This is a genomic window from Streptomyces sp. NPDC006691 (genome assembly GCF_042869955.1).
In the GTDB taxonomy this organism is placed as follows: domain Bacteria; phylum Actinomycetota; class Actinomycetes; order Streptomycetales; family Streptomycetaceae; genus Streptomyces.
Genome location: NZ_JBIAGW010000003.1, coordinates 291,718 through 311,648 on the forward strand (window position 1 = coordinate 291,718; position 19,931 = coordinate 311,648).

The 19,931-nt window shown below is 73.0% G+C and carries 18 protein-coding genes; 10 read left to right on the top strand and 8 right to left on the bottom strand.

Annotated features, from left to right (window positions below; genetic code table 11):
- Nucleotides 1–3 precede the first annotated feature (3 nt).
- The 3 genes from ACFYNP_RS08130 to ACFYNP_RS08140 all read left to right on the top strand — a co-directional run bounded on the left by ACFYNP_RS08130 (nt 4) and on the right by ACFYNP_RS08140 (nt 2,648).
- Entirely contained in the window at nt 4–999 is a 996-nt protein-coding gene (locus tag ACFYNP_RS08130) for a ketoacyl-ACP synthase III (protein ID WP_388407841.1), read from the top strand.
- A gap of 59 nt (nt 1,000–1,058) precedes the next feature.
- Nucleotides 1,059–1,307, top strand: a complete 249-nt coding sequence (locus ACFYNP_RS08135; protein ID WP_053730594.1) for an acyl carrier protein — start codon at nt 1,059–1,061, stop codon at nt 1,305–1,307.
- 78 nt (nt 1,308–1,385) lie between these two features.
- Nucleotides 1,386–2,648, top strand: coding sequence for a beta-ketoacyl-[acyl-carrier-protein] synthase family protein (locus tag ACFYNP_RS08140; protein ID WP_388783677.1), 1,263 nt, complete (start codon nt 1,386–1,388; stop codon nt 2,646–2,648).
- A 117-nt stretch (nt 2,649–2,765) separates the two neighbouring features.
- Here ACFYNP_RS08140 and ACFYNP_RS08145 read toward each other — a convergent pair whose 3' ends face one another.
- Entirely contained in the window at nt 2,766–3,260 is a 495-nt protein-coding gene (locus tag ACFYNP_RS08145; RefSeq protein WP_388407835.1) for a DUF3145 domain-containing protein, read from the bottom strand.
- 325 nt (nt 3,261–3,585) lie between these two features.
- On the opposite strand from ACFYNP_RS08145, the gene ACFYNP_RS08150 reads away from it, so the two are divergent.
- Nucleotides 3,586–4,479, top strand: coding sequence for an SGNH/GDSL hydrolase family protein (locus tag ACFYNP_RS08150; RefSeq protein ID WP_388783680.1), 894 nt, complete (start codon nt 3,586–3,588; stop codon nt 4,477–4,479).
- 358 nt (nt 4,480–4,837) lie between these two features.
- Here the strand turns inward: ACFYNP_RS08150 and ACFYNP_RS08155 are convergent, their stop codons facing one another.
- Entirely contained in the window at nt 4,838–7,285 is a 2,448-nt protein-coding gene (locus ACFYNP_RS08155; protein WP_388783683.1) for a beta-glucosidase, read from the bottom strand.
- 159 nt (nt 7,286–7,444) lie between these two features.
- On the opposite strand from ACFYNP_RS08155, the gene ACFYNP_RS08160 reads away from it, so the two are divergent.
- Together ACFYNP_RS08160 and ACFYNP_RS08165 are read left to right on the top strand one after the other, a co-directional pair.
- Nucleotides 7,445–8,152 carry a TetR/AcrR family transcriptional regulator gene (locus ACFYNP_RS08160; RefSeq protein WP_388783686.1) on the top strand — a complete coding sequence of 236 codons (708 nt, stop codon included), beginning with the start codon at nt 7,445–7,447 and terminating at the stop codon, nt 8,150–8,152.
- A 121-nt stretch (nt 8,153–8,273) separates the two neighbouring features.
- Entirely contained in the window at nt 8,274–9,491 is a 1,218-nt protein-coding gene (locus ACFYNP_RS08165) for a pyroglutamyl peptidase (RefSeq protein WP_388784285.1), read from the top strand.
- 145 nt (nt 9,492–9,636) lie between these two features.
- On the opposite strand, the gene ACFYNP_RS08170 is transcribed toward ACFYNP_RS08165, so the two are convergent.
- The 5 genes from ACFYNP_RS08170 to ACFYNP_RS08190 form a co-directional block, all read right to left on the bottom strand.
- Complete coding sequence (locus tag ACFYNP_RS08170) at nt 9,637–11,040, bottom strand: PepSY-associated TM helix domain-containing protein (protein ID WP_388784288.1); 1,404 nt, start codon at nt 11,038–11,040, stop codon at nt 9,637–9,639.
- A 62-nt stretch (nt 11,041–11,102) separates the two neighbouring features.
- On the bottom strand, nt 11,103–11,933 hold the full coding sequence (locus ACFYNP_RS08175) for a hypothetical protein (protein WP_388783688.1): 831 nt from the start codon (nt 11,931–11,933) through the stop codon (nt 11,103–11,105).
- Nucleotides 11,934–12,047: 114 nt separating this feature from the next.
- Nucleotides 12,048–12,869, bottom strand: coding sequence for an EI24 domain-containing protein (locus ACFYNP_RS08180; RefSeq protein ID WP_388783691.1), 822 nt, complete (start codon nt 12,867–12,869; stop codon nt 12,048–12,050).
- A gap of 190 nt (nt 12,870–13,059) precedes the next feature.
- Nucleotides 13,060–13,485 (bottom strand): organic hydroperoxide resistance protein, encoded by a 426-nt coding sequence (locus ACFYNP_RS08185; RefSeq protein WP_100576701.1) that lies wholly within the window; start codon nt 13,483–13,485, stop codon nt 13,060–13,062.
- Nucleotides 13,486–13,668: 183 nt separating this feature from the next.
- Entirely contained in the window at nt 13,669–14,697 is a 1,029-nt protein-coding gene (locus ACFYNP_RS08190; protein ID WP_388783693.1) for an NADP-dependent oxidoreductase, read from the bottom strand.
- 171 nt (nt 14,698–14,868) lie between these two features.
- On the opposite strand from ACFYNP_RS08190, the gene ACFYNP_RS08195 reads away from it, so the two are divergent.
- Nucleotides 14,869–15,291 (top strand): MarR family winged helix-turn-helix transcriptional regulator, encoded by a 423-nt coding sequence (locus tag ACFYNP_RS08195; protein WP_388783696.1) that lies wholly within the window; start codon nt 14,869–14,871, stop codon nt 15,289–15,291.
- Between the two features lie 94 nt (nt 15,292–15,385).
- Here the strand turns inward: ACFYNP_RS08195 and ACFYNP_RS08200 are convergent, their stop codons facing one another.
- The gene (locus ACFYNP_RS08200) at nt 15,386–16,021 is read right to left on the bottom strand and encodes a hypothetical protein (protein WP_388783699.1); all 636 of its coding nucleotides are present in this window, start codon (nt 16,019–16,021) and stop codon (nt 15,386–15,388) included.
- Between the two features lie 216 nt (nt 16,022–16,237).
- Between ACFYNP_RS08200 and ACFYNP_RS08205 the strand changes: the two genes are divergently transcribed.
- From ACFYNP_RS08205 to ACFYNP_RS08215, 3 genes are all read left to right on the top strand, one after another.
- Complete coding sequence (locus ACFYNP_RS08205) at nt 16,238–16,804, top strand: hypothetical protein (protein WP_388407811.1); 567 nt, start codon at nt 16,238–16,240, stop codon at nt 16,802–16,804.
- A 237-nt stretch (nt 16,805–17,041) separates the two neighbouring features.
- The gene (locus ACFYNP_RS08210) at nt 17,042–18,079 is read left to right on the top strand and encodes a rod shape-determining protein (RefSeq protein WP_388407808.1); all 1,038 of its coding nucleotides are present in this window, start codon (nt 17,042–17,044) and stop codon (nt 18,077–18,079) included.
- A gap of 129 nt (nt 18,080–18,208) precedes the next feature.
- Entirely contained in the window at nt 18,209–19,786 is a 1,578-nt protein-coding gene (locus tag ACFYNP_RS08215) for a GAF domain-containing protein (RefSeq protein ID WP_388783702.1), read from the top strand.
- Nucleotides 19,787–19,931: the final 145 nt, after the last annotated feature.

Consider the following 19,931-nt stretch of genomic DNA (forward strand, 5'->3'; position numbering starts at 1 on the left):
GCCATGTCGAAGATCCGCCCCAGCAAGGGCGCCCCGTACGCCCGCATCATGGGCGTGGGCGGCTACCGGCCCGTGCGGGTGGTGCCCAACGAGGTGATCCTGGAGACGATCGACTCCTCCGACGAGTGGATCCGCTCGCGCTCCGGCATCGCCACCCGGCACTGGGCCTCCCCCGAGGAGACCGTGGCCGCGATGTCGATCGAGGCCTCCGGCAAGGCGATCGCCGACGCCGGCATCTCCGCCGACCAGATCGGCGGCGTGATCGTCTCCACGGTCTCGCACTTCAAGCAGACCCCGGCGGTGGCGACCGAGATCGCCGACAAGCTCGGCACCGGCAAGGCCGCCGCCTTCGACATCTCGGCCGGCTGCGCGGGCTTCGGCTACGGTCTGACCCTGGCCAAGGGCATGATCGTCGAGGGCTCCGCACAGTACGTCCTGGTCATCGGCGTGGAGCGGCTCAGCGATCTGACCGACCTCAACGACCGTGCCACGGCGTTCCTGTTCGGCGACGGCGCGGGCGCGGTCGTCGTGGGTCCCTCGGACGAGCCGGCCATCGGCCCCACGATCTGGGGTTCCGAGGGCGACAAGTCCGAGACCATCAAGCAGACCGTGCCGTGGAACGAGTACGACAGCTCGGGCAAGTTCCCCGCGATCACGCAGGAGGGCCAGGCGGTGTTCCGCTGGGCCGTGTTCGAGATGGCGAAGGTCGCCCAGCAGGCGCTGGACGCGGCCGGAATCAGCCCGGACGACCTGGACGTCTTCATTCCGCACCAGGCCAATATGCGGATCATCGACTCGATGGTGAAGACTCTCAAGCTGCCGGACCACGTCACGGTCGCCCGTGACGTGGAGACCACCGGCAACACCTCGGCCGCCTCGATCCCGCTCGCAATGGAGCGGCTCCTGGCGACCGGACAGGCGAAGAGCGGCGACACCGCGCTCGTCATCGGCTTCGGGGCGGGTCTCGTGTACGCCGCGACGGTCGTTACCCTCCCCTAGGCACTCCGGATATTCCGGAAGCCCGCAATTCGAAGCATTTACACCGAAGGAGCGCCAACATGGCCGCCACGCAGGAAGAGATCGTCGAGGGTCTCGCCGAGATCGTCAACGAGATCGCTGGTATCCCGGTCGAGGACGTCCAGCTGGACAAGTCCTTCACCGACGACCTGGACGTCGACTCGCTGTCCATGGTCGAGGTCGTCGTCGCCGCCGAAGAGCGCTTCGACGTCAAGATCCCGGACGAGGACGTCAAGAACCTCAAGACCGTTGGCGACGCCGCCAGCTACATCCTGAAGCACCAGGCCTGATTCAGGACCTGAATTCGGGCTGCCACCCAGCGGTGGCGCCGCTGATTCACGTCCCTTACACACGTGGAGAAACTTCCTGTGAGCTCGACCAATCGCACCGTGGTCGTCACCGGTATCGGCGCAACCACACCGCTGGGTGGCGACACCGCCTCGACCTGGGAGGGTCTGCTGGCGGGACGCTCCGGTGTCCGCCCCCTGGAGGGCGAGCGCTTCGCCGAACTGCCGGTCAGGATCGCGGCCCCGGCCGCGGTCGACCCCGGTGAGGTGCTGCCCCGCCCGCTGGCCCGCAAGCTGGACCGCTCGGCGCAGTTCGCGCTGATCGCGGCCAAGGAGGCCTGGGCGGACGCGGGCTTCACCGCCCCGGCGGGCGATGAGGCCGGCATCGCGCCGGAGCGCCTCGGCACGGTCATCGCGTCGGGCATCGGCGGCGTCACCACCCTGCTCGACCAGTACGACGTGCTGAAGGAGAAGGGCGTACGCCGCGTCTCCCCGCACACCGTGCCCATGCTGATGCCGAACGGCCCCTCCGCCAATGTCGGCCTTGAGGTCAACGCCCGGGCCGGCGTCCACACCCCCGTATCCGCGTGCGCATCAGGCGCCGAGGCCATCGGGTACGCCGTCGAGATGATCCGCACCGGCCGCGCCGATGTCGTGGTCGCCGGCGGTACCGAGGCGGCCATCCACCCGCTGCCCATCGCGGCGTTCGCCAACATGATGGCGATGTCCAAGAACAACGACCACCCCGAGCAGGCCTCGCGCCCCTACGACAAGGCCCGTGACGGCTTCGTCCTGGGCGAGGGCGCCGGCGTCGTGGTCCTGGAGTCCGCCGAGCACGCCGCCCAGCGCGGTGCCCGGGTCTACTGCGAGGTGCTCGGCCAGGGCCTCTCGGCCGACAGCCACCACATCGCGCAGCCCGAGCCGACCGGCCGGGGCGTCGCCGCCGCGGTGCAGAACCTGCTGGACGCCACGGACCTCAAGCCGTCCGAGGTGGTCCACCTCAACGCGCACGCCACCTCGACGCCGCAGGGCGACATCGCCGAGATCAAGGCGCTGCGCAAGGTCCTCGGCGACGACCTGGACCACGTGGCGATCTCCGCGACGAAGTCGATGACCGGGCACCTCCTCGGCGGTGCGGGCGGCATCGAGACCGTCGCCACGGTCCTCGCCCTGTACCACCGCACGGCCCCGCCGACCATCAACGTCGACGAGCTCGACGACGAGGTCGACCCGGGCCTGGTGAGCAGCGAGCCCCGCAAGCTGCCCGAGGGGTCGATCTCCGCGATCAACAACTCGTTCGGATTCGGCGGCCACAACGTGGTGCTCGCCTTCCGCTCGGTCTGAGCGACCCCGGAGCGACACCGGTCCGAGCGGCCTCCGTGGAGGCCGCGAGAGCCGTAGAAAGGGCCCCACCGCCTCGGTGGGGCCCTTTCGCATACGCGGGGGGGCGGGGTCGGGGTGTCAGACCACCTGGTGCAGCCAGCGCACCGGTGCGCCCTCTCCCGCGTAGCGGAAGGGCTCCAGCTCGTCGTCCCAGGGCTTGCCGAGGAGTTTGGCGATCTCGGCCTCCAGGTCGGTCTCGCCCTGTGCGGAACGGGCGAGGGCGGCCCGCAGCCGGTCCTCCGGGATCAGGATGTCGCCGTGGATGCCGGTCACGGCGTGGAAGATGCCGAGGTCGGGCGTGGCGCTGTAGCGCTCGCCCTCCGCCGTGGCGCAGGGCTCGGCCGTGACCTCGAAGCGCATGAGGTGCCAGCCGCGCAGCGCGGAGGCGAGTTTGGAGGCGGTGCCGGGTTCGCCCCGCCAGGAGAACTCCGCTCTCCAGGTGCCGGGCGAGGCGGGCTGGCGGATCCAGTCGAGCTGGACGCGCACTCCAAGGACCGCGCCCACCGCCCATTCGACGTGCGGGCACAGCGCGCGCGGGGCGGAGTGGACGTAGAGAACTCCACGTGTCGTCACCGGGACCTCCAGTGCGGTTCGAGGTTCGCCTTCCCCAGCGGCCTCGCGCCCCTGCCGTTCCCGGTCAGGACAGCACCTGACATTCTGCCCCTGGGCTCAACAGTAAACAGCATCGGGAGCAAATCTCCTGAAATGGGACAGTATGTGACGTGATGTAATTTACCGGAGCCGTCTGGCGTGGTTCCTCTGGCTGGACGGGCCAAAGCTACCGCGCGGAGCTGTGCCCAGGGTGTCGTAATGTCGGTCGGAGCGCCTTCGAACACCAAGGTTTCACCCGCGAGGACGCCGCGAAAGACCGACGACCGCCGCACGGAGGGGAACCCGGATGCAGCAAACCCACCGGAGCCGTCGCGTCCGCACCGCGGCCGCCGTCGTCGCAGCGGCGTTGCTCGCCCTGACCGCGGGCTGCGAGTCCGGCGGTGGCCACTCCGCGGCGAGCCCGGCCGCCTCCAAAAAACCCTCGCCGAGCCCCTCCCCCGCCTGGAACCGCAGCCCGAAGTCCGTCGCCGCGATCGGTGACTCGATAACGCGCGGCTTCGACGCCTGTACGGTCCTGGCCGACTGCCCCGAGGTCTCCTGGGCGACCGGCAGCGACCCCCAGGTCGACTCGCTCGCGGTCCGCCTCCTGGGGGCGGCGGCGCCCGCCGGCAGCTGGAACTACGCGAAGACCGGTGCGCGGATGGCGGACCTGCCGGCCCAGATGGACCTGGCAGCGGCCCATCGCCCCGGCCTGGTCACGGTGATGGCGGGCGCGAACGACGCGTGCCGCGACGATGTGGCCGCGATGACGCCGGTGGCGTCCTTCCGCACCGAGTTCGAGACGGCGCTGCGCAGGCTGCGCGCGGTCTCCCCCACGTCCCAGGTGTACGTGGCGAGCGTGCCGGACCTCAAGCGGCTCTGGTCGACCGGGCGCGGCAGCCCGCTGGGCAAGCAGATCTGGAAGCTGGGCATCTGCCGGTCGATGCTGGCCGACGCCGACGACCTGGGCGCGGCCGCCACGTCGCGGCGGGGCGCGGTGTACGACCGGGTCGTGGCGTACAACGGGGTCCTGCGGGACGTCTGCGCGAAGGACCGGGCCTGCCGTTATGACGGCGGGGCGGTCTTCGACTACGCCTTCGATGGCACGCAGTTGAGCCCGTGGGACTGGTTCCATCCCAGCAAGGACGGCCAGACGCGTCTGGCGGAGATCGCGTACCGCAAGGTGACGGCGGCGGGCTGAGCAACGTGCCTGGGCCCCACCCCGCCCCTTCCCCAAACCCTGCGGGAGCTGAAGGACCCTGGGGGCTCCGCCCCCAGCCCCCCCCGTTCGCGCCTGAAGGGCGCTCGTCCTCAAACGCCGGACGGGCTGAAGCCGCCCCCGCACCGACACGGCAGACGGACGGGAGCGGGTTGGGGGCGCGAGGAACTGCGCGACCAGCCCAGCACGGTGGACGGACTAGAACGGGTTTTGGGGGCGCGGGGAACTGCGCAATCGCCACGACGGCCCGCAGTCGAAACCCCGGGCCCCCCAACCCCCTCCGCCACACCGCGCACCCCGCACCCCGCACCGGAACGCCCGCACCGGACCCCCCGCAGGGCTACACCTCCAGCGTCGCCGTAAGGCGGACGTCCGCCAGGGACGCGCAGGCCCGCACCTCGTACTGGCCGGGGACGAACGTCCAGCCTCCCTCCGGCTCGTCCCACACCTCGAACGCCCGCCCGCGCAGCGGGATCTCGACCTCCGTCGAGTCCCCGGCCGCGGCCGCGACGGAGGCGAACCCGGCGAGCCAGCGGCGCGGACGCTCGACCGGGTCGGCGACCGGCGCCAGGTAGATCTGGACGGTCTCCCGCCCGGCGCGCGGACCCGTGTTGCGGATCCGGACCTTCGCCTGCGCGGGGGTCACCTCCAGGGACTCGTACTCCCAGGTGGTGTATCCGAGCCCGTGCCCGAAGGGGTAGGCGGGGGCCACCCCGGCCCGGTCGTAGGCGCGGTAGCCGATGAACAGGCCTTCCTGGTAAGGGAGTTGCCCGCCCGAGGGGCGCACCTCGGTGACCGGCGCGTCGGTGAGGACGGCCGGCCACGTGGTGGGAAGGCGCCCGCCCGGCTCGGCGTGGCCGAGCAGCACGTCGGCCAGCGCGGCCCCGCCCTCCTGCCCGGGGAACCAGCTCAGGAGTACCGCCGCGACGTCCTCGCGCCAGGGAAGCTCCACCGGGGAGCCGGAGTTGACGATCACCACCGTGCGCGGGTTCACCGCGGCGACCGCGCGCACCAGATCGTCCTGGCGTCCGGGCAGCCGCAGATCGCGGCGGTCGAAGCCCTCGGACTCGACGCGGTCGGTGGTGGCGACCACCACCACGGCGAGCTCGGCGTCCCGCGCGGCCTCGACCGCCTCCGCGATCAGCTCGTCCGCGTCGCGCTGCGGGCCGAGGTGGGTGAGCGAGAACATAACCGCGGTGAGCGGGGCGTCGGGCATCTTGTGCACGGTGTGCAGCAGGGACACCTCGACCGGCTCGCCCTCGGTGAGCCGGACGCGGCCGCGCTCGGCGGGGGCGCCGAAGAACGCCTCGAAGGGGTCGGCCGCGTCGCTCATCGACTGGGTGCCCTCCCACAGGGCACGGCCGCCGACGGACAGGACGAAGGCGCCGATGCCCCGGGTGCCGAAGGTGTGCTCGCCGCTCTCGCGCGGTGTGAAGGTGCCGGTCACCTCGATGGAGTGCAGGGCCTCGTGGGTCACCCCGGCGGGCAGGTCGTCGCCGATCCACTGGACCTGGCCGCTGGGCAGCGAACCCGTGCCGAGCACGCCGCCGTCGGCGTCGCGGCACACCGCCCGCAGCTCGAACCCCTGGTCCGCGGGGGCGAGTTCGTCGCTCGGGTCGGCGCCGACCGCGTACGTCACGGCACCCTCGGGCAGCGCGGCGGTCAGCCCGTCGAGCGGGGAGACCACGCGTTCGGGGAAGACGGTCGCCGAGCCGCCGCCCAGGACCCGGGCGTCGCGGGCCGCGGCGCCGCTGAGCGCGACCCTGCGGACGCGGACCGGGTCGACGGGCAGGGCCGCGCCCTCGTTGCGCACGAGGACGAAGGCGCGGCGGGCCACCTCGCGGGCCAGGGCCTGGCCGTCGAGGGCGGCGGGCGGTTCGGGGACGGCGCCGGGGACGCCGTCGAGGAGGCCGACGCGGGCGGCGAGGCGCAGCACATTGCGTACGGCGTCGTCGACGACCGACTCGTCCACGTCGCCCTTGCGGACGGCGGCGGCGAGCGCGTCCCCGTACACGGTCCGCGGCCCGGGCATCGCGACGTCGAGCCCGCCGAGGATGTCGCCGACGGTCGAGCGGGCGGCCATCCAGTCGGAGACGATGAAGCCGTCGAAGCCCCACTCGCCGCGCAGCACCTCGTTCTGGAGGTGGCGGTGCTCGGTCATCGTGGTGCCGTTGACCTGGTTGTAGGCCGACATGATGCCCCAGGGGTGGGCGTTCTCGACGATGGCCTCGAAGGGGGCCAGGTAGAGCTCACGCAGCGGGCGCGGGGCCACGACGTTGTCGACGGTGAAGCGGTCGGTCTCGGCGTCGTTGGCGACGAAGTGCTTGACGGTGGTGCCGACGCCGCCGCCCTGGACGCCGTTGACGTAGCCGGAGGCGATCTCGCCGGTGAGGTAGGGATCCTCGGAGTAACACTCGAAGTGGCGTCCGCCGAGCGGCGAGCGGTGCAGGTTCACCGTCGGCGCGAGCAGTACGTGGACGCCCTTGCGCCGGGCCTCCTGGGCCAGCAGCGTGCCGGTCCGGCGGGCCAGCTCCGGGTCCCAGGTGGCGGCGAGCGCGGTGGGCGAGGGCAGCGCGATCGAGGGGTCCTCGGCGGTCCAGCGGACCCCGCGCACGCCGATCGGGCCGTCGGACATCACCAGGGAGCCGAGCCCGATCTCGGGCAACGCGGGCAGCGACCACATGTCCTGACCGGCGAGCAGCCGGGCCTTGGCCTCCAGGTCGAGTTTGCCCAGCGCCGCCTCGACGGCCTCGCTGTAGTCGCGGGTGGGAACGGATGCGCCGGCCACGGTCGTACCTCCTCGGAGAAGTCCACTGGTGGCACCATGGTGACCGGTTTGCCTGTAGAGCGGTAGGGTTAGTTACCTGTCCGTGATAATCGAATGCCGTACGGTCCTCTCGGAGTACGAGGGACCAGCACGAAGGACCAGCACGAAACGGGGGCGGGTATGGCGAGGACCAGGAGCGCCAGAAGCGAGGAGCGACGCGCGGAGATCCTGCGCGCGGCCCTGGAGGTGATCGCGGAGCGCGGCTACCGGGGCGCCTCGCTCGGCGCGGTCGCCGAGCGGGTCGGCCTCACCCAGCAGGGCCTGCTGCACTACTTCCCCACCAAGGAGGCCCTCCTCGTGGCCGTCCTGGAGGAGCGGGACCAGTGGGACACCGGCGGGCGGCGGGCCTCCCCCGACGGCTGGCGCCTGGAACTGCTCGCCGCCCTCGTGGAGTACAACGCGATGCGGCCCGGCATCGTCCAGACGTTCTCGGCACTGCTCGGCGAATCGGTGACCGACGGGCATCCGGCCCGCCCGTTCTTCACCCGCCGCTACGCGCAGGTGCGCGAGGAGATGACGGGTGTGCTGCGCGGCGAGTTCGGCGACCGGCTGCCCGGCGGGCTCACCCCGGAGCGAGCGGCCCCGCTGCTCGCCGCGGTGATGGACGGCCTCCAGTTCCAGTGGCTGCTCGACCCCGGCGCGGTGGACATGGCGGCCGCCTTCCACGACTTCGTGACGCTGCTGTACGGGCCGGAAGGCGCAGCGGCCGACTCGTCGACAGGCCCACCGGCGGCCCGACCGGCCGCCGGCCCGCCGGCGGGCCCACCCAAGGGCCCGCCGGGCGGCCCCCCGAACGACTCCCCGGGCGAATCCCCGGGCGGCTCATAAGTCCCCCTATGCACAGGGGACTTCCTTGCGAATACTGGGCGCCACCGGACTTCGACGGACGGAAGGACCTGTGGTGGGACGACGCGTACGGGTGGCACAACTGGGCTGTGCGGTGGCGGCGATGACGTTCTGCACCCTGCTCGGCCCGGCCCCCGCCGAGGCCGCGGCCGGACCCCGGCAGGCCACGGCCGAGGCCCGGCGGGCCACGGTCGAGGAGCAGCGCCTCGGCCAGGCGGTGCCCCAGGAGATCCTGGCCCGCAGCGGATTCGCCGACGTGGCACCGGAGTTCACCCGCGCGATCGAGGCGACGCGGTCCTACGGCGCCGCGAGGCGGCTCGTCGAACGCGAGGGCACGCGGCTGTGGCGGCGGGCGGTGGACCGGGCGCAGGGCCGGGGACCGGCCGGCGGCGATCTGAGCCGGGACGACGACCGGCCGCTGTACTGGGCCCGACTCGATCTGACGCGTGAACTCAGGCTCTGGAAGCCGGAGTTCGGCCTGTCCGAGGCGCAGCGGGCGGCGCTGATCGACCGCGTCGAGCAGACCTCGCGCGGGCAGACCACCGTCGGCTATCCCGCGGGCAAAGGCTACCGGCGGATCCTGCTGACCGGCTTCGACCCGTTCACGCTGGACAGCGACATCCGGATCAGCAACCCGTCGGGGGCGACCGCGCTCGCCCTGGACGGCACCTGGGTCCGCACCGCCGACGGGCAGCGCGCCCGGATCGAGACCATGACGTTCCCGGTGCGCTGGCAGGACTTCGCGGACGGCGTGGTCGAGCGGGCGCTCACCCCGGTGCTGCCGAAGGTGGACCTGTTCACCACGGTGAGCCAGGGCCGGGTCGGCCGGATCGACGTCGAGCGGTTCAACGGGGCCTGGCGGGGCGGCTTCCCGGACAACGTGAACGCCTCCAGTACCGGGCAGGTCCCGGTGAACGACCCCGCGACCCAGCCCCAGTGGACCCGCACGACGCTGCCGTACCAGGCCATCGTGGCCGCGCACACCGGACGCTTCCCGGTGTACGACCACACCGACGTCACCGAGATCCCGGCCGGCGCGACCGCCCCGGTGGACCGGCCGGACGGCCCGACACCCGGCTCGGCCGCGCGGGCCGGGGGCGGCGGCGACTACCTCTCCAATGAGATCGCCTACCGGGCCACCCTGCTCCGCGACCGCCTGGGCCTGCGCATTCCCGGCGGCCATGTGCACACCCCGGTGCTCCAGTTCGGGGACGGCAACACCGATCCGGCGACGGGCACGGTGACGGACCCCCAGTTCGTGCGCAACCGGCTCGACATCGTTGCGCAGATCCGGGCGATCGTACGGACAGCGGCCGAATAGCCCGATCAGGCCGAGCAGGCCAAGCAGGCCAAGCAGAACGAGCAGGCCAAGCAGGCCGAGCAGGCCGGGATATGCCGGGCGGGCCGGCCGGTGCGGCAGACCCGCGGGTCCCGCGCGCGTCAAGCGCGCGCGGGACCAAGGGCATTCAGGAAGCGGCCCTCGCCCTTCTCCGGGCAAGCAGGCCGAGCAGGGCGTCGACGCCGAGGAACGCCGCCAGGCTGATCCCGAGCAGCGGCACGGACCAGCCGACCACCAGGCTCACCGCCGCCAGCGCGCCGAGCACCGGCAGCGGCACCCTGCGCCAGGCGCCCCTGGGCTGCGGGCGGCCCGGGGCGCGCCCCTTGACCGGGCCGCGCTGCCACCACATGCGGTAGCCCCAGACGATGAGCGCCATCAACGCCAACGCGAGTACGGCGAGGGCGAGTTGGTTGGGCAGGCCGAGGAGGAGGCCCATGTGCGCGTCGATGCCGAACCGGGTCAGCCGGGCGAGCAGCGGATAGTCGGCGAAGCGCAGCACGTCCATGACCCGGCCGTCGGCGGGGTCGACGGCCACCGCGTCGAGATGCACGGGAAACTCGCTGTCGCGCTCGCGCACCACGAATCCCTTGCCCGCGCTGGGCAGGCTGATCTGGATGCTCGCCCGTACGCCCTGGTCACGGGCGGTCTCGGCGACCTGGTCGAGGGTGAGCGCCGAGGGCGCGGCGGCGGGCATGGCCATGCCTTCGTGGTGTTCGTGGGCCGCCCCGCCCCTGCCGCCCACGGTCGCCGCGGCGACCGTGGGGGTGGCGCCGCCGAGCCGGTCCTTCAGCTCGGCGATGTTCTCGCCCGCGTACCGCGACCAGGTGAGACCGGTGGCCGAGAGCAGCACCAGACCGGTCACCGCCCACAGGCCGACCGAACCGTGCCAGGACAGGGTGCGGCGGCGGCCGGTGACCCCGCGCCCGGGTCGCAGCAGCCGCGTCCTCCGGCGCCGCCCGATCCACAGCGCGAGCCCGCCGAGCGCCACGACCCAGAGCCAACTGGCGGCCATCTCACTGTAGTTGCGGCCCAGCTCACCGAGCTGGAGATCGGCGTGGAAGGAGGAGAGCCAGCTGCGCAGGGGCAGGGCGCCCGAGCTTCCGGTGCTGGTGAGGGCGCCGCGTACGTCGGTGGTGTACGGGTCCACGAAGACGGCGAGCGACTCGTCGTCGGCGAGGCCCGGGGCCTTCATCAGGACCCGGGTCGTGGCGCCCTCCTCGGGCGACGGCCACGCGGCGGTCACCTCGCCCTCGGGGTGCGCGTCCTTCGCGGCCGCGACCTGCGCGGTCAGCGGCTGGACCGACTCGCCCACCGGGACCCGCAGTTCATGCCGGTACAGGACGTTCTCGGCCTGGAAGGACAGGGCGTAGAGCAGGCCGGTGAGGGCGGCCACGAAGAGGAGCGGGGCGACGAGCACACCCGCGTAGAAGTGCAGCCGCAGGGCGAGCGGGCGAACTGCCGCCCACAGGACGGGCTTTGGGGTGTTGGGTGGTGCGGATTCGGATTCCCGCGCAGGGGTGTCCACGGACATGAGGATCCTGACGATCGACGTGGGCAGGGCGAAGGGACCCCTGGCCACGCCTTCGTACGGGATCAGCAGAGGGCGAAACGGCCGGGGGCCGTGGCTCGGACGGCTTCCCGGGCCGGCGGCCCCCGCCGGATGACGGCATGCCCGTGCACCGCTCCGCGCAGCCCCGGGAGCGGTCGGTGGTGCGGACGCGGCGCGCGTACGGGGCGCGGCGGCGTGGGCACATGGGTGCGTACGAGGTGGAGCGCCCGGCGCAGCGGACGGGCGGCCAGCGCACCGAGGGCACCGGCGGTCCGGGCGAGCCGGAACGCGGCGGCCTCGCCGCGCCACAGCCAGATGCCGCAGATCAGCGCGGCCGCCAGGTGGGCGGCGAGCATGCCGCCGGACATGGAATGCGCGGCGGCGTCCATGCCCAGGGCGTGGGCCTGCCCCGCGACGGCCGTCATGGGCTCCGCGGCCATGCCGGGCATGGCCGGCAGGTCCGCCACGCCCGTGATGCCCGGAGCGTCGGGGGCGTCCGGCATGAGGTGGGCGTACCGCGCCCCGCACGTCATCGTCGGCATGCTCGCCGACATGGACATCGACATCGGCATCGGGTCCGACGGCGCGTGCGCCATGCCCGGCATCTCCGCCATCGACATCGGCCGGGTCCGGGCGAAGAGGAAGTGCAGCGCCCCCTGGGCCGCGACCTGGCCGCCCGCGATGGCGAGGACCCCGCGCCGCCGCCCGGCCGCGCACCAGGCCGCCGTCCCCGTCACGGCGAACGCGGCGAGCAGGACGGGGATCGGGATGTCATGACCGGACATGGCCGCGTGCCCCACCGCCGCCAACGCCACACACAGCGCCGCGAACATCGCGGCCCGCAGGGTGCGCAGCGGCGACCGGGCATTCGTCATGACGGCCAGATCATGCCACTGGCGCGCCGTGGCCCGGCCATAGGGGTCGGCGGCGGCCCTGCCGAGGGGCGCCGCCACGGGCCGGCCGACGGGGCACCGGGGCTGACCCGGGGGTTACGGTGCCGGTGCCGGGGCGGGGGCCGGCGGGCGGCCGGTCGCGCCGTCGGCGCTGGCGTCGGTGTCCTCCGCCCCGGCCGGCTCGCCCAGCAGATCCCGCACCATCAAGGTCGCGCCCGCGACCGCCCCCGGCATCAGGAAGACGGCGACCAGCGGGACGACGAAGGCGAGCGCTAGGGGCACGCCGAAGCCGAGCACCAGCAGACGGCGCGAGCGCAGGAGCGTGAGACGGGGACGCAGTTCCATGCCGCGGCGCTGGAGGGCGACCGCGGTCAGCTCCTCGGTGAGGAAGAAGCCGGTGACGCAGAAGCCGAGCGCCGGGATCACGCTCTGGCCGACCACCGGGACGAAGCCGAGACCGAAGAGCAGCAGGCCGTAGAACGCCACCCGGACCAGGATGCGCAGGGAGTCGCGGGCCGATATCCACAGTTCGCGGGCGAGCGAGAGGCCCGACTCGGGAGCCTCCCCGCCGCTTTCGGCCCGGTCGACGTCGGCGGACAGCTTCTCGTAGAAGGGCTGCCCGACGAGCAGGGTCACCGCGGTGAAAGAGATCACGGCGAGGAACAGGCCGAGCGCGAAGACCAGCGCGGTCAGGAAGCCGCGGAAGAGGGCGAGCCAGGGCGAGCCCCATCCGTCGGCGAAGGGCGTCGCCCAGCCGACGAAGTCGTCGGCTCCGTAGGCGAGTCCGACCAGGGCTCCCGCGTACATCACGAGGGTGATGAGGCCGGGCAGCAGACCGATGCCGAGCGACTTGCCGTGTCCGGCCGCCCAGCGCTGCCCCTTGACCAGATATCCGAAACCTGTCCCTAGATCACGCATGCGTCGACCCTATCCGGCCGCCGAAGAGCCGGAACCGGCCGCCCGACCGGCCTTCCGACCGCCTTCCGACCGCCTGCCGGACCGACCGGGCACGGCCTGGTGGTATCCGGCGCCGCGCACGCCGAAGGGCCGCGCCTGTCGGAGCGCGGCCCTTCGCTGTCCGCCTGGTACCCGGCGGCGGGTCCTGCGGTTACGCGACGGCGAGGTTCACCGTGATGTTGCCGCGGGTCGCCTTCGAGTACGGGCAGACCTGGTGGGCCTTCTCGATGAGGTCCTGCGCGGTGGCGCGGTCCACGTTCGGGATGGTCGCGGTGATCTCGACGTAGATGCCGAAGCCGTCGTCGTTCTTGCCGATGCCGACGTGCGCGGTGACGGTCGAGCCGGAGATGTCGGCCTTCTCGTTGCGGGCGACGACACCGAGGGCGCCCTGGAAGCAGGCGCTGTAGCCGGCGGCGAAGAGCTGCTCGGGGTTGGTGCCCGCGCCGTTGCCGCCCATCTCCTTCGGCGGGTTGACGACGACGTCCAGCTGGCCGTCGTCGGTGGAGACGCGGCCGTCACGGCCGTTCTCGGCGGTGGCGACGGCGGTGTAGAGGACCTCGGACTTCTGAATGGACATGCTGGGGTGCTCCTCCTGGGTACGCGGCCGCTCGCGCCTCACGGCCGCCGGGATGTGGAAAAACCTTATCGGATCGCGGAAACCGTGAGGCGGAGTGTGCGGTGGGTCACTCGGCGCCCGGACTCGCGGGGTCGCCGACTGTCGCGTACCCGAGGGGGCGCGGTCCAAGGGGGCCGCTTACGGCTACTTGCCGAGGGAGACGACCATCTTTCCGGTGTTCCGACCGCGCAGCATGCCGAGGAAGGCGTCGACACCGTTCTCGATGCCCTCGACGACCGTCTCGTTGTACTTGAGTTCGCCGGAGCCCAGCCAGCCCGCGACCTCGCCGGTGAACTGCTGCTGCATGCCGTAGTGGTCGCCCACCAGCACGCCCTGGAGCCGCAGGCGCTTGCCGATGATCATGGCCATGTTGCGCGGGCCGGGGGTCGGCTCGGTGTCGTTGTAGGCCGCGATCATGCCGCAGATGGTGGCGCGGCCGTGCACGTTGAGCGTGGAGATCGCGGCTTCCAGGTGCTCGCCGCCGACATTGTCGAAGTAGACGTCGATGCCGTCCGGGGCGGCCGCGCGCAGCTGCTCCAGGACCGGGCCGTTCTTGTAGTTGAACGCGGCGTCGAAGCCGAGCTCCTCCACGAGCCACTTGACCTTCTCGTCGGAGCCGGCCGAGCCGATGACCCGTGAGGCACCCTTGAGCCGGGCGATCTGGCCGACCTGGCTGCCCACGGCACCGGCCGCGCCGGAGACGAACACGGCGTCGCCCTCCTTGAAGGAGGCGACCTCCAGGAGGCCCGCGTACGCGGTGAGGCCCGGCATGCCGAGCACGCCGAGGTAGGCGGAGAGCGGCGCGAGCTCGCCGTCCACCTTGGTGGCGTGCTGGGCGTCGACGTCGGCGTACTCACGCCAGCCGAGCGGGTGCAGAACGTGGTCGCCGACCGCGAACCGCTCGTCGTTGGAGGCCACGACCTCGCCGACCGCGCCGCCGTCCATCGGCCGCTCCAGCTGGAACGGCGGGACGTAGGACTTCGTGTCGTTCATGCGGCCGCGCATGTACGGGTCGACCGACATGAAGAGGTTGCGGACCAGGACGTGCCCGGCCGCCGGCTCGGCGACCGGAGCCTCCCGCAGCGCGAAGTCGGACGGCACGGGCCAGCCGTTCGGGCGGGCGACGAGGTGCCATTCACGGCTGGTGGCGGGGAGTGCGGGCGAGGTGGCCATGGGGTGTGTCCTCCTGCGAACAAGGGCTGATCGATGGATCGGGTACGTCAGTACGGGTACCCGGTGCGACGCGGGTCTCGTCGCCGCGTCGGGCGCCCAAATACTTCAGGTACTGAAAGAACAATGCGCCCAGATATTTGAGATTGTCAAGTAACTCGGTAGGCTGAGGGCATGGCCTCTCGCATGGATCCCCTGAGCCTCGAAGTAGTCGAGCTGATCGGCACGGTCGTCGGCCGCTACTACGAGGAGTACGAGCGGGCCGCCGCCGAGCACTCCCTCACCGGCGCACAGGCCCGGGTCCTCGGGCTGCTCTCCCTGGAGCCGATGCCGATGCGGCGGATCGCCCAGAAGCTGAAGTGCGAACCGTCCAACATCACGGGCATCGTCGACCGCCTGGAGGCCCGCGGCCTGGTGGAACGCCGCCCCGACCCGGCCGACCGCCGAGTGAAGCTGGCCGCCCCCACCCCCGAGGGCCTCACCACCGCCACGCACCTGCGCGACTCCCTCAACTTCGCCCGGGAGCCGTTGGCCGAGCTGTCCGCGGACGAGCGGAGGGTACTGAGGGACTTGCTGCAGCGGATGCTGGGGGGCTAGCGCCCCGAAGGGGCCAAGGGGCCGAAGGGGCACGGGGAACCGGGCGACCGGCCCACGGCGGGGGTCCGGGGGCGGAGCTCCCGGCAACGGCGGGTCAGGCGCACCACCACAGGATGCGCCTGCACGTCGGGGAGGGGCTCGGACTGGGAGGCGGTGGCGGCGGAGGCTGCTCGGAGGACGGGGGCCCACCGGGCGTGGGCGAGCCGGACGCCACGGGTGAACCGGAAGGCACCGGCGCGGACGACGACGAGGACGGCCCGGGGTGCGGCGCGGCCGAGCGGGACGGCTCGGGCGAAGCCCCCGCCGTGTGCGCGTCGGCCACATCCACGCCCCGCGCGGGCGCCCCCGCACCGGAACGCCGCTCCCGCGGACCCGGCTTCGCCGTCGGCGCGGACGGCACCCCCGCCGCACTGCCCGACGGCAGCGGCCGGGGGTCGGAGATCTCCTGGTCCTCCCGGACCGTCGAAGCCCGGTCGTGCACCGGTGGCTCCATCGCCATCCGGACGAATCCCACGGCGCCGGCCACCAGCACCAGACCGGCCCCACCGAAGAGGACCGCCTTGCCCCGCTTGCGCCGGGCCCGCCGGCCCCGGCCCCCGCTTCGGCCCCGGCCCCGGCCCCGGCCCCGAGCACGACCGTGGCCGGACGGCGCGAGCACCTCCGTGCCGCCGGACGTGGCACCGGCGTACACCAGGAGCTCGTCCTCGGGCGCGGGCGCCAGCGCCTCCACGGGTGTTCCGCAACCGGCGCAGGCCAGTGCGCCGTTGAGGTGCCGTCGGCAGGAGTGGCAGTAATCCATGGCCCAGGGAGGCTATGCGGCGGCCGGGAGACAAAAGGGGCCGCGGATGTGTGGATCTTGTGCGGAAGGGCCGCTTCCCGGGCGTCGCCGCGTGACGAATCGCCATGGACCGGGGCGTTGTCAGTGGGGCCGGGCAGGATGGACGTCATGACGGAAACCGTGACGCGGCCGTTCGGTCCGCTGGACTTCCAACTCGTGCTGCTGCGGCGGATGGCCGACCACCAGCCGGCCCTCGTCGAGGACGCGCGGCACGAACTCGGTGCCTCCATCGCGGACATGCGCGAGGCCAACAGACGCTGGCAGGCGATGCTCCGCTCGGCCCGCTCCCGCGGCGCGCTGTCCCGGTACCGCTCGGTGCTCGGACCGCCCGAGGCAGTGGTGCGGCGCAGGATCGGGGACCTGGACTGCGAGGCCCAGTTGTGGCCGGTGCCGCTCTGGCCGGACCTCCGGTTCGAGGTGCTGGCCGGGCCGGGCGGCGCGGTGTGGAACGAATGGCTGGTCAGAGCCCCCGGCATACCGGGCCCCGAGCTGCTCCGGGAGGACGATCTGCGCCCCTGGACGTGCACGGTGGACGAGGTGGCGCGGGCCTACGCCCCGGCCCGCCCGATGGAGGGCTCGGCGCCGACGCGCTGGCAGCTGTCGATCACCCTGCCCGGCGGCGGCACCCGCGTCGCGGAGTTCACCTGGGGCCTGCTCCAGCGCCTCCTGCCCTGACGCCGTGCAGGGCCGACACCCTTGAGCGACGAGAGGGGGTTCCACTGAGCGGACGAGAGGGGGTTCCACGGAGCCGACGCGAGGGGGTTCCACCTGCGACGCGTGCTCGTTCCGCGCGGGCGTGCTCTTTCTGGCTGGTCGTCAGCCGGCCCCTCCCCGACCGGCGCATCCCAGCGCGCGCCGGTCCCCCGGCGGTCGCAAGATGCGAACTAAGTACCGCTCTCGGGAGGATCTGCCGTGACCGTCAGTCTTGAGCAGTTGCGCCGTTGCCATGTCGCCGTCGACCTCGGGGCCGCGAGGACCCGGGTCTACGTCAAGGGAGCCGGACTCGTCGTGGACGAGCCGAGCGTGGCCGCCGTCAACACCCGTACCGGCGCCCTCATCGCCGTCGGCGCCTTCGCCGAACAGATGACGGGCCGCACGCCCGACTACATCCGCGTGGCCCGCCCGGTGTCCGGCGGCACCGTCGTCGACATCGAGATGGCCCAGCGCATGCTGCGTCATCTGCTCGGCGAGAAGCTGCGCCGCCAGTTGCGCCGCAAGCCCCGGCTGCGTGCCGCCGCCTGCACCCCGCACGACAGCGACCCGCTGGCCCAGCGCGCCGCGATGGAGACCCTGGTCGGCCTCGGCGCCCGCCGGGTCGAGCTCGTCGACACCCTCATCGCGGCCGCCGTGGGCTGCGGGCTCCCGGTGGAGCAGCCCACCGCCACCATGATCATGGTGTGCGGGGCCGCCACCACCCAGATCGCCGTGCTCTCGCTCGGCGCGATCGTGACGGCCGTACGCATCCCCGTCGGCGGCGAGGCCATCGACCACGCGGTCATCCAGCACCTGCGCCATCAGCACGAGCTGATGCTGCCCAGCCAGTCCGTACGCCCCCTGCAACTGGCCCTGCACGGCAACGGCCTCACCCCGCAGGGCCCCGCGTCCACCGAGATCCACGGCCGCGATGTCGCCACCGGCCTCGCCCGCTCGGTCCTGGTCGACACGGCCGCCGTGCGCAGCGCCATCCACACCCCGCTCACCGCGGTGCTCGACGGCATCGGCAAGGTGCTCCGCGAGTGCCCGCCCGACCTGGTCGCCGACCTCGCCGAGCGCGGCATCATGATGGTCGGCGGCAGCGCCCTGCTCCCCGGCCTCGACCAGATGCTGCGCGACTCCACGGGCATGCCCGTGCACATCGCGGAGCGCCCCGACGTCTGCGCCATCCAGGGCCTCGGCTCGATGCTCGAAGGCCGCATCCAGCCGATGGTCCTCGACCCGCTGGCCGAGTGACCGGCACGACGGGTCGAGTTGCCGCCACCCGCGCGGGCGGCACGGCAGGGCGCGCGACCGCGACCCGCGTGAGCGGCACAACAAGCGCCGCAGACGGGACGGCCGGCCTCGGTGAGGGATGCTCGAAGGATGAGTGAAGCGGAGACCCCGGACGGCAAGGCACCCCGGCTGCCGATGCTCCTGGAGGCGGTGCTCGGCGTCGGCACCGACCTCGAACTGCGCACCACCCTCCAGCACATCGTGGAGTCGGCGGCCGAGCTGACCGACGCCCGGTACGGGGCGCTCGGGGTGATCGACCCCGAGCGCGGCCTGCTCACCGACCTGTTCACGGCCGGCCTCACCGACGCCGAGCGCGAGGAGATCGGCCGGCTGCCCGACGGCCGTACCGGACTGCTGGGCGCCCTCGTCCACGACCCCCAGCCCCTGCGCCTCGACGACCGCGAGAGCGACCCCCGCTCGGCCGCTCTGCCGCCCGGCCATCCCCCGATGCGCTCGTTCCTGGGCGTACCGATCCGGGTGCACACCGAGGTCTTCGGCAATCTGTACCTCACCGAGAAGCGCGGCGGGCCGTTCACCGAGGACGACCTGGCGCTGCTGCGGGTCCTCGCCGCGCAGGCCGGCATCGCCATCGGCAACGCCCGCCTGTACGAGACCGTACGGCTGCGGGAACGCTGGATCGAGGGCGCGGCCGCCGTCACCACGTCGCTGCTCACCGGCGAGACCGCGGCGGACGCCCTGATGAAGGTCGCCGAGCGGGCCCGGCTGCTCGCGGACGCGGCCGCCGGGGTGGTGCTCCAGCCCACGTCGGCCGGCGGCATGGAGATCGTCGCCGCCTCCGCGCCGGACGACCCCGACGACATCGTCGGCACCACCATCGAGCCCGGCTCACCGGTCCTGGTGCAACTCCTGGGCGGCGAGCCGGTGTTCCTGGAGGACTCGGCGACCGATCCGAGGATGACCACCCACGTGCGCAGCCGGTTCGGACCGAGCATGATGCTGCCGCTGCAGAGCGGCGGCAAGCTGATCGGCACCCTGGCGCTGCCCCGCAGGCGCGGCGCCCGTCCGTACACGGCGGTCGACCGGCTGCTCGCCGGCCAGTTCGCCTCGCAGGCCGCCCTCGCCCTCGTTCTCGCGGACGCCCAGCACAACCGCGAGCAGCTCGCCGTCTACGAGGACCGCGACCGGATCGCCCGTGACCTCCACGATCTGGTCGTACAGCGGCTGTTCGCCACCGAGATGATGCTGGAGTCCACCCGTCGCCGCGCCGAGAAGGCCGCCGCCGACGACACGGACGAGATGCTCACCAGGGCCGTCGACGAGCTGGACTCGACGATCCAGGAGGTGCGCACCGCGATCTTCGCCCTCCAGCAGCCGCCCGCCGACGCCCCGACGACCCTGCGCGGCCGGGTCCTGCGCGAGACCGCCGGCGCGGGCGCCCTGCTCGGCTTCCGGCCCTCGGTGCGGTTCGAGGGCGCGGTCGACACCCTGGTCGGCGACCCGGCGGACACCCAGCTCGTCGCCGCGCTGCGCGGCGCGCTGGCCGCGGCCCACCGGCGGGCCGGGGTGTCCTCGGTCCGCGTCGTGGTGGACGCGGGCGCCGAACTCCCCGACGGGCGGCCCGGAGTACGGCTCACCGTGGTCGACAACGGCATGCGGGACGACGGCATCCGCGGCACGACCCTGACCTGGCAGGCGCCCCTCCACTGACCCCGGCCCGCGGCCCGGGCCTCGTCCCGGCGAGCGATGCGGCCGAGGACGCCTGCGGACCGGCACCGGGTCAACGAGCGCGCGGGTAACCGAGGGCGCGGGTAACCGTGCGGGAAGCGGACACGGTCGCAGCCGAGAACCGGGC

What these genes read in the sequence shown, in the direction of transcription:
- ACFYNP_RS08195 (WP_388783696.1), top strand. Translation starts at nt 14,869, where the DNA reads ATGGCCTCTCGCATGGATCCCCTGAGCCTCGAAGTAGTCGAGCTGATC.
- ACFYNP_RS08150 (WP_388783680.1), top strand. Translation starts at nt 3,586, where the DNA reads ATGCAGCAAACCCACCGGAGCCGTCGCGTCCGCACCGCGGCCGCCGTC.
- ACFYNP_RS08180 (WP_388783691.1), bottom strand. Translation starts at nt 12,869, where the DNA reads ATGCGTGATCTAGGGACAGGTTTCGGATATCTGGTCAAGGGGCAGCGC.
- ACFYNP_RS08185 (WP_100576701.1), bottom strand. Translation starts at nt 13,485, where the DNA reads ATGTCCATTCAGAAGTCCGAGGTCCTCTACACCGCCGTCGCCACCGCC.
- ACFYNP_RS08175 (WP_388783688.1), bottom strand. Translation starts at nt 11,933, where the DNA reads ATGACGAATGCCCGGTCGCCGCTGCGCACCCTGCGGGCCGCGATGTTC.
- ACFYNP_RS08170 (WP_388784288.1), bottom strand. Translation starts at nt 11,040, where the DNA reads ATGTCCGTGGACACCCCTGCGCGGGAATCCGAATCCGCACCACCCAAC.
- ACFYNP_RS08215 (WP_388783702.1), top strand. Translation starts at nt 18,209, where the DNA reads ATGAGTGAAGCGGAGACCCCGGACGGCAAGGCACCCCGGCTGCCGATG.
- ACFYNP_RS08165 (WP_388784285.1), top strand. Translation starts at nt 8,274, where the DNA reads ATGACGTTCTGCACCCTGCTCGGCCCGGCCCCCGCCGAGGCCGCGGCC.
- ACFYNP_RS08160 (WP_388783686.1), top strand. Translation starts at nt 7,445, where the DNA reads ATGGCGAGGACCAGGAGCGCCAGAAGCGAGGAGCGACGCGCGGAGATC.
- ACFYNP_RS08135 (WP_053730594.1), top strand. Translation starts at nt 1,059, where the DNA reads ATGGCCGCCACGCAGGAAGAGATCGTCGAGGGTCTCGCCGAGATCGTC.
- ACFYNP_RS08130 (WP_388407841.1), top strand. Translation starts at nt 4, where the DNA reads ATGTCGAAGATCCGCCCCAGCAAGGGCGCCCCGTACGCCCGCATCATG.
- ACFYNP_RS08205 (WP_388407811.1), top strand. Translation starts at nt 16,238, where the DNA reads ATGACGGAAACCGTGACGCGGCCGTTCGGTCCGCTGGACTTCCAACTC.
- ACFYNP_RS08190 (WP_388783693.1), bottom strand. Translation starts at nt 14,697, where the DNA reads ATGGCCACCTCGCCCGCACTCCCCGCCACCAGCCGTGAATGGCACCTC.